The sequence below is a fragment of the Burkholderia sp. SIMBA_062 genome (genome assembly GCF_046534765.1).
Lineage (GTDB): Bacteria > Pseudomonadota > Gammaproteobacteria > Burkholderiales > Burkholderiaceae > Burkholderia > Burkholderia ambifaria.
In genome coordinates, this window is the sequence record NZ_JAWRYD010000019.1 from 124,164 (window position 1) to 139,173 (window position 15,010).

Sequence of the window (15,010 nt, forward strand, 5' to 3'; positions counted from 1 at the left end):
GGAGGCCAATTAGTCTTTTGAATATCGCAATATCAATGTTCACTTGCGCACCTATGCAAGCAAAGAAACCGAAGAGCCGCGCGCTGCTCGGGCAGCTCAGCGACATGGATCTGCGGCTGCTGCGGGTTTTCAAGGGCGTCGTGCAGTGCGGCGGGATGGCGGCGGCCGAACTGGAACTGAATATCGGCATCTCGACGATCAGCCGGCACGTGAAGGATCTCGAAACGCGCCTCGGCCTCGTGCTGTGCCGGCGCGGCCGCGCGGGCTTCACGCTGACGGCCGAGGGGCAGACGGTGTACGAGGAAACCCTGCGGCTGCTCGCGTCGATGGAAGCATTTCGCAGCAGGATCGACGGCATTCACGACAAGATGGGGGGCGAACTGCACATCGCCGTATTCGACAAGACGGCCACCAACGCGAAGGCGCGGCTCGGCGACGCGATCCGCCAGTTCGCGGACGAAGCGCCCGACGTCGCGCTGAACCTGCATGTCGCGTCGATCAACGAGGTCGAGCGCGGGATCATCGACGGCAGCTATCAGGTCGGGATCATCCCGGCGCACCGCAGTTCGGGGAGCCTCGTGTATTCGGAATTGTTCGACGAGCGGATGCTGCTGTACTGCGGCCGCCAGCATCCGCTGTTCGACGCGCCGCACGGCAAGCTCACGTGGACGACGATCCGCAGCCACGCGTTCGCGGGGCTCGGCTTTCATTCGCCGAACATGGAACTGAGCCATCGCGCGAAACTCACGCGCAGCGCGACGGCATCGGACCAGGAATCGATCGCGACGCTGATCCTGTCGGGCCGCTACCTCGGCTTCCTGCCCGACCATTACGCGGAGAGCTTCGAAAACAAGGGATTGATGCAGCCGATCGCGCCGCAGCGCTTCAACTACCGGTGCCGGTTCGTGAGCCTGTTGCGACGCTCGCCGCGGCCGTCACGCGCGGCGCTGCTGTTCCAGTCGTGCCTCGAAGCCGCGCATGCGGCGGCGCGGCCAGATGGTGATGGTGGTGACGGCGGTGACGCGTAGCCGGGCTCAGGGCTCGCCGCCGGCGCCGCCGTCAGGCAGCGACTGTCGCGTCATCTGGATCAGGAACACCACGGCGACCAGCGTGGCCGCGAACCCGATCGCCTGCGCCGCGTCGATCGTCCGGCGCGCGGGCAATCCGCGTCAGCCCTGCGGCCCGATCCGGCTCTGCGATAATGCGCACTTCCCGTTTCCGCTCCGCCTCCCGCCATGACGCAGCCGTCCGCCCCGCTTCCCACCGACCTGCCGCCGATTTCGTGCCTGCCCGGCGACGCGCTGCCGTGGCTGCCGATGAGTGCCGACCTGCCGGGGCTCGCGATCAAGTATCTGCATATCAATGCGGCGGAAGACACGCTGACCGCGCTGCTGAAGATGCCGGCCGGCGGCACGCTGCCGCGCCACCGTCACGACGGCGAGGTGTTCGTCCATACGTTGCAGGGTGCGTGGCGCTACCGCGAGTACGACTGGATCGCGCAGGCCGGCTCGACGGTGCTCGAACCGGCCGGCTCCGTGCATACGCCGGAAACACTCGGCGCACCGGGCGACGACGTGATCACGCTCAACGTGATGCGCGGTGACCTGGTGCTGCTCGACGACGACGGCCGCGAGACCGCGCGCGAGAATTGCCGCGTCGCGCTGCTGCGTCAGCGCAAGCATGCACGCGCGGCGCCGCATGACGCCACGGCGTTCGTCACGCGCTGAGCGGCGCAGCTCAGGCCGTTTCGCGCTCGTCCGCCCGCGCGTCGCGCCGCACCGCCTGCGGCGGCACGCCGAAGCCGCGCACGAACGCATCGCGCAGGTGGCGCCGGTCGCGGAAACCGTTCTCCTTCGCGATCACGTCGAGCGAATGCCGGCTCTGCTCGATCATCAGCCGCGCGGCCTCGAGCCGCAGCCGCTCGATCGCCTTCGCCGGCGACTGTCCGGTTTCGAGCGTGAACACGCGGCTGAACTGGCGCGGACTCAGGTGCGCGGCGTCGGCCAGTTCCTCGACGGTCAGCGCGCGACCGAGGTGCCGGCGCGCATAGTTCAGCGCGTTCTGGATCCGGTCGGATTTCGGCGCGAGATCGAGCATTTCCGAATGCTGTGACTGCCCGCCCGCGCGGCGCTGGTGCATCACGAGCTTGTGCGCGACCGAGCGCGCGGCGTGGGCGCCGAGATCCTTTTCCACCATCGCGAGGGCCAGGTCGAGGCCGGCCGTCATTCCGGCCGACGTCCAGATCGGTCCGTCGACGATGTAGATCCGGTCTTCCTCGACGCGAACCTCCGGAAAGTGCTTCTGCATGTCGCGGCCGAACGCCCAATGCGTCGTCGCGCGACGCTGCGCGAGCAGCCCGGCCTCGGCGAGCACGAACGCACCCGTACAGATTCCGGCGATTCGCCGCGCGCGCGCGTTCGGGCGGCGGAGGAACGCGACGACGCCGGCCGGCGCCGGCGATGCGACCGGATCGTTGACGCCCGCGACGATCCACGTATCGACGTCGAGCCGCCCGCGCAGCGCGCGCGTCGCGACCGGCAACCCGAGCGACGAGCGCACGTCGCCGCCGTCGACGGAATAGTTGTCCAGCACGTAGAACGGTTCGCCGGCGCCCATGTTCGCGTACTCGAACACCGACTGCGCGGCGAGCGCCATGATCTGGAAGCCGTCGCTGATCAAAAAGCCGATTCGGTGCATGCGTGTCTCCGGTGCAGAGGTGACGGCCGTCATGACCGCCCCGATGTCCGAAATCATACCCATCTACGTCATTTGCGTCGCCGTGATTCGAAGCCAGAATGCCTTCACGCACTCACCCTTTCTTCGTAACGGAGCGACATCATGACTGAAGCACATCGCGGTACCGCCGTCATTACCGGCGCATCGTCGGGCATTGGCGCGATCTACGCCGACCGGCTCGCGCGCCGCGGCTACGACCTGATCCTGGTCGCGCGCAACCGCGACCGGCTGACCGCCCTCGCCGAGCGCATCACGAACGACACGCAGCGCAGCGTGGAAATCGTCGGCGCGGACCTCAACGAACGCGGCGCGCTCGCCGCCGTCGAGGCGAAGCTGAAGCAGGACGCGAGCATCACGCTGCTCGTGAACAACGCGGGCGTCGGCACCCACGCGCCGCTGCTCGACAGCGACGTCGACGCGATGACGCGGATGATCGACCTGAACGTGACCGCGCTCACGCGCCTGACCTATGCGGCCGTGCCCGGCTTCGTCGCACGCGGGCGCGGCGCCGTGATCAACATTTCGTCGATCGTCGCGCTGTCGCCGGAAACGCTCAATGGCGTCTATGGCGGCAGCAAGGCGTTCGTGCTCGCGTTCAGCCAGTCGCTGCATCACGAACTCGCGGACCACGGCGTGCAGGTGCAGGCCGTGCTGCCCGGCGCGACGGCCACCGACTTCTGGCAGACCGGCGGCCTGCCGCTCGAACACCTGCCGAAGGAGATCGTGATGTCGGCGTCCGACCTCGTCGACGCGGCGCTGGTCGGCTTCGAGCGCGGCGAACTCGTGACGATTCCGTCGCTGCACGCGGCTGACGAATGGGATGCGTACGAGGCCGCGCGCCGCACGATGGCGCCGCACCTGTCGGCGGATTCGCCGGCGCCGCGCTATGCGGCTGCGCGCTAGTCGGCAACATCGGCGTCGCGCCCAACATGCCCGGGCGCGGGACTGTCGAATCGAAGCGCGTCGATGACGGCCGGCTCCCCGGTCGTCGTCAATGCCGCGACGCATTCCACGCACCCGGTTCGTCACCCCAAGCGCGTTTCGCCCCGCTTGCCACCCGTTTCCGTGCAACGACAACGACGCCCGCCGGCAGCGACCGGCCCGGGGTTCACGCGCGCTGCGCGCCTTCGCCCTTCACGCCGAGCATCAGCGCGGCGCCGCTCAGCGCGAGCAGCGCGGCCAGCAGGTACACGGCGAGATCCATGCTGCCGGTGCGCGTGCGGATCAGCCCGATCACCCACGGGCTGACGATGCCGCTCGTGATCCCGATGCTGCTGATCAACGCGATCCCGGCCGCCGCCGCATTGCCCGACAGGTAGCGGGTCGGCACGGCCCAGAAGATCGGCAGCGCGGCGAAGATCAACGTCGCCGCGATCGACAGGCAGGCGAGCATCGCCGCGAAGCTGTGCAGATGCAGCGTCAGCGCCGCAAGGGCGAGCCCGCCGCCGATCGTGCAGCACGCGAAGTGCTTGCGCCGCTCGCCGGTGCGGTCCGAGCGACGCGCGATCAGGATCAGCCCGACCGCGCCGACCGCGTTCGGCACGACCGTGTAGAGGCTCACGGCCACGACGTCGGTCACGCCGAAGTCGCGGATCATCAGCGGCATCCAGAAATTGAGCGTCAGCGATGCGCAAGTCAGCGAGAAGTAGATGAACGCGAACAGGTAGACGCGCGGGTTCGCGAGCGCGGCGAACAGGCTGCGTTTGTCATGCGCGCCATGACCGGCGCCGTGCGCACGGCTGTCGCCGCACAGCGCGGCGACGCGCGCCTTTTCGTCGGACGTGAGCCACGCGGCGTCCTGCGGACGGTCGACCAGGTACGTGAACGCGAAGCCCGCGAGCACGATGGCCGGCGCGCCTTCAATCGCGAACATCCACTGCCAGCCGTGCAGCCCGAGCACGCCGCTCATGTCGCGCATGATCCAGCCCGACATCAGGCCGCCGAGCACGCCGGCGACCGCGACGCCCGCGAAGAACACCGAGATCGCCGCCGCGCGCCGGTTCGCCGGGAACCAGTAGGTGAGATACAGCACGATGCCGGGAAAGAAGCCGGCCTCGAACACGCCGAGCAGAAAGCGCAGCACGTAGAAATGCGACGGCTGCGACACGAACATCATCGCGGTCGACGCGATGCCCCACAGCAGCATGATCCGCGTGAAGGTGCGGCGCGCGCCGAAGCGCGCGAGCAGCAGGTTGCTCGGCACCTCGCAGAACACGTAGCCGACATAGAACACCGCGGCGCCGAGGCCGTACATCGCATCGCTGAAACCGAGGTCGTGCTTCATCTGCAACTGCGCGAAGCCGATGTTGATGCGGTCGAGGAACGACACGACGTAGCAGAGGAACAGGAACGGCACGATCCGCCACGCGATCTTGCGGAACAGCAGCGCGTCGCCGGCATCGGATGCGGTAGATGCAGGCGCGGATTCGTATGCGGAAGGCGACGCCGCGGCACTCGCGTGCGCGATCGTCGCTTTGGCGGGAAGCGATTGGGGCATGTCTCTCTCCAAACGGGCCGCGCGATTCGAGCGCGCAGCAGTCTCCGAGGGCGTGCGTGCGCCCTGCTTTCTTGTGAGATCGGAAGTCGGCTCCGGAAACCGCGGCGCAATGCCGCCGCCGTTCACGGGCCGTCAGGAAAACGGCGGGACGTCCGCCCGGACGCCCCCCGCCGCCGTGGCCCGCTCAGTCCTGCAGCGCGTCCCACATTTCCTTGTCGCGCTGCGCGGTCCAGATGCGCGGATGCGTGATGCCGCTCGCCTCGTCGAACGCGCGCGACACGTCGAACGGCAGACAGTGCTCGTAGATGAACACGTTGCCGAACTTCGGATCCATCGCCTCGCGCGTGAGCGCCATCGACGCCTTCAGGTCGAGATTGCGCTCGACGGCCTTGCGGCCCTGCGCGAGCAGGGTCGTCACGAAGTCCTTCGTATAGTCGAGGCCCTTGTTCACGTCGGCCGGATTCAGCAGCGCGGGGCCGCGGCCCGGCACGAGCTTTTCCGCGCCGAGCGCGCGCAGCGCCTCGAGCGTGGCCGGCCACTGTTCGAGCTGCGCGTCGCCGCAATAGCAGGCCGCGTCGTATTCGACCAGGTCGCCGGAGAACAACACCTTCTGCGACGGCAGCCAGACGATCGTGTCGCCCTTCGTATGGCCCGAGCCGACGTGCATGATCTTCACCTCGAGCTTGCCGAGGAACAGCGTGATCTCGCGCTCGAACACGAGCGTCGGCCAGGTCAGGCCCGGCACCGTCTCGACGCCCGCGAACAGGCGCGGGAAGCGCTCGATTTCCGACTTCATGTCGGCCTCGCCGCGCTCGACGATCATTTCATAGGTGCCGCGGCTCGCGATCACGTGCTGCGCGCCTTCGGCGAAATACGCGGACGCGCCGAGCACGCGCACCGCGTGGTAATGCGACAGCACGACGTGCTTGATCGGCTTGTCGGTCACGCTGCGGATCTTCGCGATCAGGTCCTGCGCCATCGCGGGCGTGGCGGTCGTATCGACGATCAGCACGCTGTCGTCGCCGATGATCACGCCCGAGTTCGGGTCGCCTTCGGCGGTATATGCGTACGCGTTCTCGGACAGTTGCGTCCAGGTGATCTTCTTCACTTCCAGATCGGCTTGGGAGGCGAATGCTTTGGCCATGTTGCGTTCCGTGGCTGCGAGCCATGTGTTGAGGGGAGTGAGTGGATCATCGACTTCCGTCAATTATTTGTCAATGACAAATTAGCTTGCTATTGTCCAATACGGGTAAACCTGCGGGCTGGCGCGTCAAATGGCGTCGGATACCATGCGGGGTTTCGTCAACGGAAGAATCATCGCGTGCAGAACCACGAAGTCAGCGCAGACGACGCGCCGCCCAAGGCGCAGCGCGGGATTCAGAGCGTCGAGGTCGGCGGCAGGCTGCTCGACGCGCTCGCGCGTCGGCGCAAGCCGCTCGGGCTGTCCGAGCTGGCGGCCGCGGCCGGGTTGTCGACCGCGCAGGCGCATACCTATCTCGTCAGCCTGACGCGGCTCGCGCTCGTGAAACGCGACGCGCTCACCGGCAACTACGAGCCGGGGCCGCTGTCGCTGCGGCTCGGACTGATGTCGATCGAACGCCAGCCGGCCTATCGCGCGGCGCTCCCGCACGCGGCGCGGCTCGCGGAAACGGTCGGCCTGAGCGTCGCGCTGTCGGTGCCGGGCGCGCTCGGGCCGACGATCGTGCGCATCGAGCACGGCGGCTATCCGTTGCATGTGAACCTGCACGTCGGATCGGTGATGTCGCTCGATACGACGGCGACCGGCCGCGTGTTCCGCGCATTCGGCGACCCCGCGCTGCTGGACGCGATGGCGGCCAGCCAGGCCGGCGCCGGCGACACGCTCGCGGGCGCGGAAGGCGAGCAGCCCACGTCCGATGCCGGCGCGTGGCAGGCCGAGCTCGATGCGATCCGCGCGCGCGGGATCGAGCGCGGCGTGGACCGGCCGAGCCCCGGCGTCAGTGCGATGTGCGTGCCGGTGCTGGATGCGGACGGCCGCCTGCAACTCGCGTTGACGGTGATCGGTTCGACCGGGTCGATCGACGTCGGCTGGGACGGCCCGATCGCGACCGCGTTGCGCGATGCGGCGCGGCAGGCCACCGCATCGCTCGATGCGGGACGCGACGCGCAGCCCAGCGCGCCGGCCGCGGCTGCATCGGTCCAGCGCCTGCCGCCCGCGCTCGCCGACGACACGAAAGCCCAGCGCGGCATCAATGCGCTCGACAGCACGGGCGACCTGCTGCTCGCGCTCGTCTCGGCGGGCCGTGCGCTGCCGCTGCGCGATCTCGCGGCGGCGGCCGGCATGCCGGCCGCGAAGGCGTTTCCGCATCTGGTGAGCCTGCAGAAGATCGGCCTGCTGAGTCGCGACGATGCCGGCTGCTTCGGCGGCGGCCCGCTTGGCCAGGCGCTCGGCCTGATCGCGATGCAACGCGTGTCGCCGACGCGCGATGCCGAAGCGGAGATCGTCGCGCTGGCGGCCGCGACCGACATGAGCGTCGCCGCGGCGACCCTCGGGCCGCTCGGGCCAACCGTGATCCGCCTCGAGGAATCGGCACGGCCGCAGCACGTGAGCCTGCAGGTCGGCACGGTGATGTCGCTCGTGAATACCGCGATCGGGCGGATCTTCGCGGCCGGCATGTCCGACGACGTGCTGGCTGGCCTCCTGGCCGACGAGCCGGTGCGCCTCGCAGGCGGCGCGACGCAGGTCGACGACGCGTTCCGCGCGCGGCTCGCGACGATCCGCACGGACGAACTCGATTTCGCGTTCGACGCGCCGGTGCCGGGGATCGGGACGATCGCCGCGCCCGTGTTCGATCACACCGGCAGCATCCGGCTCGTGATCGCGATCATCGGCTCGTCGCGCGGCTTCCCGCGCGGGCCGGACAGCGCGCTCGCGCATACGCTGCTCGCCGCGACGCGCCGCCTGTCGTGGCGATTCGGGTGGATCGGCGAGTAATCGTCGGCCCGACGTCCCTTCCTGTTCCTCATTGCGAGGCCGTGCTCGCCGCGGCCTCGTCACGTCTGTCTGTTGCGCAACGACGCTCGCGGACAGCGCTCATGTTGCGAAGCAGCAACAAAGATTGTCAGTAATTCTCATATAACGAAATCGCATTTCACAGAGCGGTGACGCTCCTCTATGATTAGGGTTATCCCTAACTCGCCACCTATACGGGGCTTCGTCATGCAAACGTCTAACATCTCCGATCGTTCCACCCAATCCGCTGGCTGGCTCACACGTATTGGCGAACTGCTTGCAGAAGCATGGGCACTGCACCTCGAGAACTGCGAAATCATCGCCCAAGCGCACGCACGCCTGCCGCGCTGAACGCAGCGACTGGCCGCCGGCCGGCGGCACGATGTCCACCTGATCCGCTTGCCGGGACGCGCGCCGAAAGGCCGCCGCGTCCGGCATCGGTGGTTCCGACGGATATCGTATAAAGGGCCGAGTGGCCCCGATATGAGTGATGCGCTCACGCGATGTGAGCGTTGTGATGCGGATGCCAGTGGCGGTGCCAGTACCGAGTGTGCCGGCACGGAAGATTCATCCGTTTTCCCGCCCTGCTCGAATTTCCCGCCTGCATCCCGCTCCGGGCCGTGCGCACTGGCCGCGACAGCCCGATCACCGCCTTTCTCAACGCAACCGCAACCTCATCGGCACGATGACGCGCGGCCACGTCTTGGCCGTCGTCACACCTGAATCGACGGCACGTCCTTCATGCACCGCAGCGCGAACATCGAGCGGCTGTGGCGAATGCTCGAAATCCGATACAGCTTGTCGCGCAGGAAGCGCTCGTAGCCGGCCGTCCCGTCCACCGCGACCTTGATCCAGTAATCGTATTCGCCCGACACCAGGTAAGCCTCGAGCACTTCGGGCAACGCCGCGAGTTCGGCGCCGAAACGCGCGAGCGCGTCGTCTTCGTGGCGATCGAGCGTGACTTCGAGGATCACGATGTCCGCATAGCCGAGCATGCGCTGATTGACCAGCGCGACGTAGCCGTCGATGTAGCCGTCGAGTTCGAGTTGCCGCGTGCGGTTCCAGCATGCGGTGGTCGACATGCCGATCTGTTCGGCCAGTTCGGCGTTCGACAGACGCGCGTTTTTTTGCAGGGCACCGAGGATCTTGCGGTCCTGGTTGTCGAGGGTTTTCGGCGTGCGTTCGCGGGGAGCCATGGCGAAAAGAATCTTCTACTTGAAATCGCCATTCTATCTGAACAGGATTCTGGTTTTGGCTCGGTTTTGCTGGAAAACAGGAAGCCTTTTAACCGGCCGGCTTGATACATTTTCTCCATGCCTGTTGTCCGGCACGCCCCCTCGACCACCCCTTCGCAGCGGGACGCCAGCCGCAATCACGAGTTGCGGCGCCGGACACGCAGGCATGCGATTGCCCGCCACCCGCACGCCTATCCGGCGGCCGGGCCGGCGCCCGACTCCCTGTTCCCGTCCCCGTCCTTCCCGTCATGTCGTTCAGGCTTTATCTGTCGTTCCTCGCTGCATCCGCCGTCCTCATCTATGCCCCCGGCCCCGTCAACCTCCTCACGATGAATCAGGCGCTGCGCGCCGGCTGGCGCCGTGCGCTGCCGTGCGTGTGGGGCGGCACGCTCGCCGTGCTGCTGCAACTCGCGCTCACCGCGCTGTGCCTGAATTCGCTGGTCCATCTCGACGAGCACGCGCTCACCGTGCTGCGCTGGGCCGGCGCCGCGTACCTCGTGTGGCTCGGCTGCAAGCAATGGCTCAGCCGCGCGCCGGCAACCGCTCCCGCCGCTTCTGCGGAAACCGGCATCGCCGCACCCGACACCGACACCGGCCGCGCACTGTTCTGGCGCGGCGTCGCCACCTCCGGCCTGAACCCGAAGACGTTGCTGTTCTTCCCGTCGTTCTTTCCGCAGTTCATCGTCCCGAACGCCGACTGGAGCCTGAACGCGCAATTCCTGCTGCTCGCGACGACCTTCGCGCTGCTGTTCGCCGGCGGGGTCGCGTCGATGGCGCTGTTCTCGCACCGGCTGAGCCGGGCGCTGCGGCGGCCGGCACGAATGCGCGCGATGAACCGCGTGACGGGCGGGCTGCTGGTCGGAATGGGCGCGATCATGGTCGGCTGGAACTGAGCAGCCGCGCACGGGGGCCGTGTCACCCGCCGCCCGCCCCCTTGAACAGGCAGCATCATCCTCGCGATCCGCGGGATCGCCCCGACGGAGCGGGCCGTCGCGCTCGTGAACCCGCAGCGCAACCTCGAGCGGCTGCCCCTGCTGAAGCCAGACATGGTGTTCTTGCCGCAGCCGCTCGCGGGCGAACTGCCCGCCAGCACCCTCAACGACGAACCGGTCGACAAGTCGATGATCTCGCACCTGCTGTTCGGCACCACCGACGCCGCATGACCGGCGCCAGCCGATCGATCCACACCCCACGGCCGGTACAATCGCGCGATGTCCGAACTGCTCACCTACGGCGGCCTGTTCGCCGTGTCGATGGTCGCGGCGACGCTGTTGCCGCTCCAGTCCGAAGCCGTGCTTGCCGGCCTGCTGCTCGCCGGGCGCGAGCCCGTGTGGGCGCTGCTGCTCGTCGCGAGCGTCGGCAACGTCGCGGGCTCGACGATCAACTGGGCGCTCGGCCGCGGCATCGAGCACTTCCGCGACCGCCGCTGGTTTCCCATCAAGCCGGCCGCACTCGCGCGCGCCGAACGCTGGTACGCGCGCTACGGCCGCTGGTCACTGCTGCTGAGCTGGGCGCCGGTGATCGGCGATCCGCTGACGATGATCGCCGGCGTGCTGCGCGAGCCGCTGCCGGCCTTCCTCGCGATCGTGACGATCGCGAAGGTCGGCCGGTATCTGGCGGTCGCATGGCTCGTGACTTACTGACGCGACCTTTCCTGCGTCCGAGGCGCCTGCTCGCGCCACTACCGGCTTCGCACCGCTAAAGAATCCGCCGAAGCTGCCGTATTCCTTACGGTGTGCGGTGACGCGTGCGTTCCGCCCCTCTCCCTCCCCACTCAGGATGCCACATGAGAATGACCCAATTGGGCCGGGTGAGCGTCGGCGCGCGCCTTGCCGCGCTGGCGTGCACGCTCGTCGCACTGCTGTTCACCGTTTTCGCGTGGGCGCTCGCCCACTTTGCCAGCCAGCAACTCGCGGACGAGGCGCACGCGCGAATCGCCGACAAGGAGCAGTCGATCCGTGCGATGGTCGAGATGTTCGACAAGGCGCTGTCCGCCGAAGCCAGTCGCGCGATGTCGCTGTTCGCGAGTTTCCTGCCGGCCGATTTCTCGCTCGACCCGGCGCGCACCGTCGACATCGGCGGCGTCGCCGCGCCCACGCTTTCCGCGGGCGGCCAACCGCTCGACCTCGATTACTCGATTCCCGACCAGTTCCTGAAGAAAAGCGGCGCGATCGCGACGATCTTCGCGCGCGACGGCGACGATTTCGTGCGCATCACGACGTCGCTGAAGAAACAGGACGGCGCGCGCGCGGTCGGCACGCGCCTCGATCGCGCGAGCCCCGCCTACGCGCCGCTCGCCGCCGGGCGCAGCTACACGGGCCTCGCCAAACTGTTCGGCCGGTCGTACATCACGCAGTACAAACCGGTCACCGACGCAACAGGGCGCGTGATCGGCGCATTGTTCGTCGGTCTCGACGTCGGCGCCGAGCTGCAAGTCGTCCAGGACGGCATCCGCGCGTTGAAGATCGGCGAGAACGGCTACTACTTCGTGCTCGACGCAGCGCCGGGCGCATCGCGCGGCACCTTCGTGGTCCATCCCGACGCAGCCGGCCAACGCGCCGACGACGCGCGCGCGCCGTACACGCAGATGCTCGCGGCCGGCCAGGGCCGGCTCACGTATACGTCGACCGACTCCGCCGCGCACGATGCCCGGCCGACCGCGAAATTCGTGTCGTTCACCACGATTCCGCAGTGGCAGTGGCTGGTCGGCGGCATCGCGGTCGACGACGAACTGCTCGCCGGCATGCGCACCACCCGCGACCGCTTCCTGATGATCGCAGCCGTGCTCGTCGCGGCGTTCGCGGCGCTGTTCGTCGTCGTCGTAAGGCGCGTCGTGAGCCGGCCGCTCGACGCGGCGGCACGTGCGTCCGAACGCTACGCCGCGGGCGACCTCAGCGTGCGAATCCGCGACGGCGACGCGGCACGCAGCGCCGCGGGCAACGACGAGATCGGCCGGCTCGTGCAGGCAGTCGACGGGATCGGCGACGGCCTGGCGCGGATCGTCGCGCAGGTACGCAGCGGCTCGGCCGACATCGCGCGCGGCATGGTCGGCATCGCGGCCGGCAGCGGCGACATCGCCGCGCGGATCGCGACGCAGGCGAGCAGCGTCGAACAGACGGCGGCCAGCATGGAGCAGATCACGGCCGCCGTGCAGCAGAATGCCGAGCACGCGGCGCAAGCGAACGCGCTGGTCGCCAACGCATCGGCCGCCGCGACCGACGGCGACGAGGCGGTGCAGCGGGTGGTCGCGACGATGGACGAAATCGGCCGCGCGACGCGCCGGATCGCCGAAATCACCGGCGCGATCGAAGGCATCGCGTTCCAGACCAACATCCTGGCGCTGAACGCAGCCGTCGAGGCCGCGCGCGCGGGCGAGCACGGCAAGGGCTTCGCGGTGGTCGCGGCCGAAGTGCGCGCGCTCGCGCAGCGCAGCGCGGCCGCGGTCAAGGAAATCGACACGCTGAGCGCCGAATCGTCGACGACCGTCGAACAGGGTTATCGAATCGCGGACGCGGCGCGCGGCACGATGCGCGACATCGTCGCGCGCGTCGATCAGGTCCGCACGCTGATCGGTGAGATCAGCGCCGCGTCGCGTGAGCAATCGACCGGTATCGAGCAGGTGAACCAGGCCGTCACGCAGATCGGGGAGGCCACGCAGCAGAACGCGACGCTGATCTCGGATGCCGAACGCGCGGCCGTCGCACTGCGCGACCAGGCCGCGCAACTGTCGGAAGCCGTCAGCGTGTTCCGGCTCGAGCGCGACGCATGAGCGTCGCCCGGCGGTGGCCGCCTGCCGCCTACTTCTTGTCGCCCGCCAAGTCGATCGCCTTGTCCGATCCGACCTCGTTGCGCAGCTGGAATTTCTGGATCTTGCCGGTCGACGTCTTCGGCAGCTCGCCGAAGCGCACGACCTTCGGCACCTTGAACCCCGCGAGCAGCTGCTTGCAGTGCGCGACGATCTCCTCCTCGGTCGCGCTCGCGCCGTCGCGCAGCTCGACGAACGCACACGGCACCTCGCCCCACTTCGGGTCGGGCATCGCAACGACCGCCGCGACCGCGACGGCCGGATGCCGGTACAGCGCATCCTCGACCTCGATGCTCGAGATGTTCTCGCCGCCGGAAATGATGATGTCCTTGCGGCGATCCTTGATGCGGATATAGCCGTCCGGCGTCAGCACGCCGAGATCGCCCGTATGGAACCAGCCGCCGTGGAACGCCTCGTCGGTGGCCTTCGGATTCTTCAGGTAGCCCTTCATGCAGATGTTGCCGCGGAACATGATCTCGCCGAGCGTCTCGCCGTCGGCCGGCACCGGCGCCATCGTGTCCGGGTCGAGCACCGTCGCGCCCGCTTCCAGGTGATAGCGCACGCCCTGCCGCGCGTTCAGGCGCGCGCGTTCGTCGTCGGGCAGTGCATCCCAGTGCGCCTGCTTCGCGCACACGGTCGCCGGGCCGTAGACCTCGGTCAGCCCGTACACGTGCAGCAGGTCGAAGCCGATCTCCTTCATCTTCGCGATCACGGCCGGCGCGGGCGCCGCGCCGGCGACCATCGCGTGCACCGTGTGATCGATGCCCGCGCGAAACTCGGCCGGCGCGTTCGCGATCGCGCTCTGCACGATCGGCGCGCCGCAGTAATGCGTGATGCGTTCGCTGCGGATCAGGTCGAACACCGTCTTCGCGTCGAACTTGCGCAGGCAGACGTTCACGCCCGCACGCGCCGCGACGGCCCATGGAAAGCACCAGCCGTTGCAGTGGAACATCGGCAGCGTCCACAGATACACCGCGTGCTTCGGCATGTCCCATTCGAGGATGTTGCTGATCGCCGCGAGATACGCGCCGCGATGGTGATAGACGACGCCCTTCGGGTCGCCCGTCGTGCCGGACGTGTAGTTCAGCGCGATCGCATCCCATTCGTCGGCGGGCGGCGTCCACGCATAGTCGGGGTCGCCGCCCGCGACGAACGCTTCGTAGTCGGTCGCGCCCGCGAAGCGCGCGGGGTCGGCCGGCATCGCGTCGGCGACGCTGACGATCTTCAGGCCCGGCACTTCGCGCGCTGCCCGGTGCGCGAGATCCGCGTATTCGGTGTCGACGATCAGCACCTTCGCTTCGCCGTGACGCAGCATGAACAGCACCGACGAGATGTCGAGCCGCGTGTTGATCGTGTTGAGCACGGCGCCGGCCATCGGCACGCCGAAGTGCGCCTCGACCATCGCCGGGATGTTCGGCAGCAGCGCCGCGACCGTGTCGCCGCGCGCGACGCCGGCCTGCGCGAGCGCGCTTGCGAGCTGCTTCGCCCGCGTATGAGTCTCGCCCCACGTGCGCCGCACGTCGCCGTGCACGATCGCGAGGCGCTCGCCGTAGACTTCGGCCGCGCGGACCAGAAAATCGATTGGCGTGAGCGGCACATAGTTGGCGTCGCGGCGGCCGAGTCCGGCCTCGAACATCTGCGTCATGATCCTGTCTCCCGTTTTCCGTCGATCGGCGCGTGCGTCGATGCCGCGGCGCACGCTTCGATCTCGTATCCAGCCGGAGTGCATGCACCCCGATTCGTTT

13 protein-coding genes and 1 pseudogene are annotated in these 15,010 nt (G+C 68.3%); 8 read left to right on the forward strand and 6 right to left on the reverse strand.

Annotated elements, in window-relative coordinates:
• Window positions 1–53 precede the first annotated feature (53 nt).
• A complete protein-coding gene (locus SB786_RS21660; RefSeq protein WP_410729275.1) occupies window positions 54–1,028 on the forward strand; it encodes a LysR family transcriptional regulator in 975 nt (324 codons plus the stop codon).
• 6 nt (window positions 1,029–1,034) lie between these two features.
• Here the strand turns inward: SB786_RS21660 and SB786_RS21665 are convergent, their stop codons facing one another.
• On the reverse strand, window positions 1,035–1,163 hold the full coding sequence (locus SB786_RS21665) for a hypothetical protein (protein WP_410729276.1): 129 nt from the start codon (window positions 1,161–1,163) through the stop codon (window positions 1,035–1,037).
• Between the two features lie 72 nt (window positions 1,164–1,235).
• On the opposite strand from SB786_RS21665, the gene SB786_RS21670 reads away from it, so the two are divergent.
• Window positions 1,236–1,727, forward strand: coding sequence for a 2,4'-dihydroxyacetophenone dioxygenase family protein (locus SB786_RS21670; protein WP_011658738.1), 492 nt, complete (start codon window positions 1,236–1,238; stop codon window positions 1,725–1,727).
• Between the two features lie 10 nt (window positions 1,728–1,737).
• Here SB786_RS21670 and SB786_RS21675 read toward each other — a convergent pair whose 3' ends face one another.
• A complete protein-coding gene (locus SB786_RS21675; RefSeq protein WP_410729277.1) occupies window positions 1,738–2,697 on the reverse strand; it encodes a GlxA family transcriptional regulator in 960 nt (319 codons plus the stop codon).
• Between the two features lie 141 nt (window positions 2,698–2,838).
• On the opposite strand from SB786_RS21675, the gene SB786_RS21680 reads away from it, so the two are divergent.
• Window positions 2,839–3,639, forward strand: coding sequence for an SDR family NAD(P)-dependent oxidoreductase (locus SB786_RS21680; RefSeq protein ID WP_410729278.1), 801 nt, complete (start codon window positions 2,839–2,841; stop codon window positions 3,637–3,639).
• Between the two features lie 205 nt (window positions 3,640–3,844).
• Here the strand turns inward: SB786_RS21680 and SB786_RS21685 are convergent, their stop codons facing one another.
• Both SB786_RS21685 and SB786_RS21690 read right to left on the reverse strand, forming a co-directional pair.
• Window positions 3,845–5,233 (reverse strand): MFS transporter, encoded by a 1,389-nt coding sequence (locus SB786_RS21685; RefSeq protein WP_410729279.1) that lies wholly within the window; start codon window positions 5,231–5,233, stop codon window positions 3,845–3,847.
• A gap of 184 nt (window positions 5,234–5,417) precedes the next feature.
• Window positions 5,418–6,377, reverse strand: a complete 960-nt coding sequence (locus tag SB786_RS21690) for an MBL fold metallo-hydrolase (RefSeq protein ID WP_410729280.1) — start codon at window positions 6,375–6,377, stop codon at window positions 5,418–5,420.
• Window positions 6,378–6,554: 177 nt separating this feature from the next.
• Between SB786_RS21690 and SB786_RS21695 the strand changes: the two genes are divergently transcribed.
• On the forward strand, window positions 6,555–8,207 hold the full coding sequence (locus SB786_RS21695; RefSeq protein ID WP_410729281.1) for an IclR family transcriptional regulator: 1,653 nt from the start codon (window positions 6,555–6,557) through the stop codon (window positions 8,205–8,207).
• A 731-nt stretch (window positions 8,208–8,938) separates the two neighbouring features.
• On the opposite strand, the gene SB786_RS21700 is transcribed toward SB786_RS21695, so the two are convergent.
• Window positions 8,939–9,421, reverse strand: a complete 483-nt coding sequence (locus tag SB786_RS21700; protein WP_410729282.1) for an Lrp/AsnC family transcriptional regulator — start codon at window positions 9,419–9,421, stop codon at window positions 8,939–8,941.
• Window positions 9,422–9,708: 287 nt separating this feature from the next.
• On the opposite strand from SB786_RS21700, the gene SB786_RS21705 reads away from it, so the two are divergent.
• The 4 genes and pseudogenes from SB786_RS21705 (at window position 9,709) to SB786_RS21720 (ending at window position 13,229) form a co-directional block, all read left to right on the forward strand.
• Complete coding sequence (locus tag SB786_RS21705) at window positions 9,709–10,353, forward strand: LysE family translocator (protein ID WP_410729283.1); 645 nt, start codon at window positions 9,709–9,711, stop codon at window positions 10,351–10,353.
• 54 nt (window positions 10,354–10,407) lie between these two features.
• Window positions 10,408–10,623: pseudogene (locus SB786_RS21710) on the forward strand (voltage-gated potassium channel TrkA); the annotation flags it as partial.
• A gap of 48 nt (window positions 10,624–10,671) precedes the next feature.
• Window positions 10,672–11,103: a YqaA family protein gene (locus tag SB786_RS21715; RefSeq protein WP_410729284.1), complete on the forward strand. Its 432-nt coding sequence runs from the start codon at window positions 10,672–10,674 to the stop codon at window positions 11,101–11,103.
• A gap of 143 nt (window positions 11,104–11,246) precedes the next feature.
• The gene (locus SB786_RS21720) at window positions 11,247–13,229 is read left to right on the forward strand and encodes a Cache 3/Cache 2 fusion domain-containing protein (protein WP_410729285.1); all 1,983 of its coding nucleotides are present in this window, start codon (window positions 11,247–11,249) and stop codon (window positions 13,227–13,229) included.
• Window positions 13,230–13,257: 28 nt separating this feature from the next.
• On the opposite strand, the gene SB786_RS21725 is transcribed toward SB786_RS21720, so the two are convergent.
• Window positions 13,258–14,910 (reverse strand): acyl-CoA synthetase, encoded by a 1,653-nt coding sequence (locus SB786_RS21725; protein WP_410729286.1) that lies wholly within the window; start codon window positions 14,908–14,910, stop codon window positions 13,258–13,260.
• Window positions 14,911–15,010 lie beyond the last annotated feature (100 nt).

Bases quoted from the DNA above. Each gene is read 5' to 3' on its own strand.
- SB786_RS21660 (WP_410729275.1), top strand. From the start codon at position 54: ATGCAAGCAAAGAAACCGAAGAGCCGCGCGCTGCTCGGGCAGCTCAGC.
- SB786_RS21670 (WP_011658738.1), top strand. From the start codon at position 1,236: ATGACGCAGCCGTCCGCCCCGCTTCCCACCGACCTGCCGCCGATTTCG.
- SB786_RS21675 (WP_410729277.1), bottom strand. From the start codon at position 2,697: ATGCACCGAATCGGCTTTTTGATCAGCGACGGCTTCCAGATCATGGCG.
- SB786_RS21680 (WP_410729278.1), top strand. From the start codon at position 2,839: ATGACTGAAGCACATCGCGGTACCGCCGTCATTACCGGCGCATCGTCG.
- SB786_RS21685 (WP_410729279.1), bottom strand. From the start codon at position 5,233: ATGCCCCAATCGCTTCCCGCCAAAGCGACGATCGCGCACGCGAGTGCC.
- SB786_RS21690 (WP_410729280.1), bottom strand. From the start codon at position 6,377: ATGGCCAAAGCATTCGCCTCCCAAGCCGATCTGGAAGTGAAGAAGATC.
- SB786_RS21700 (WP_410729282.1), bottom strand. From the start codon at position 9,421: ATGGCTCCCCGCGAACGCACGCCGAAAACCCTCGACAACCAGGACCGC.
- SB786_RS21705 (WP_410729283.1), top strand. From the start codon at position 9,709: ATGTCGTTCAGGCTTTATCTGTCGTTCCTCGCTGCATCCGCCGTCCTC.
- SB786_RS21715 (WP_410729284.1), top strand. From the start codon at position 10,672: ATGTCCGAACTGCTCACCTACGGCGGCCTGTTCGCCGTGTCGATGGTC.
- SB786_RS21720 (WP_410729285.1), top strand. From the start codon at position 11,247: ATGAGAATGACCCAATTGGGCCGGGTGAGCGTCGGCGCGCGCCTTGCC.
- SB786_RS21725 (WP_410729286.1), bottom strand. From the start codon at position 14,910: ATGACGCAGATGTTCGAGGCCGGACTCGGCCGCCGCGACGCCAACTAT.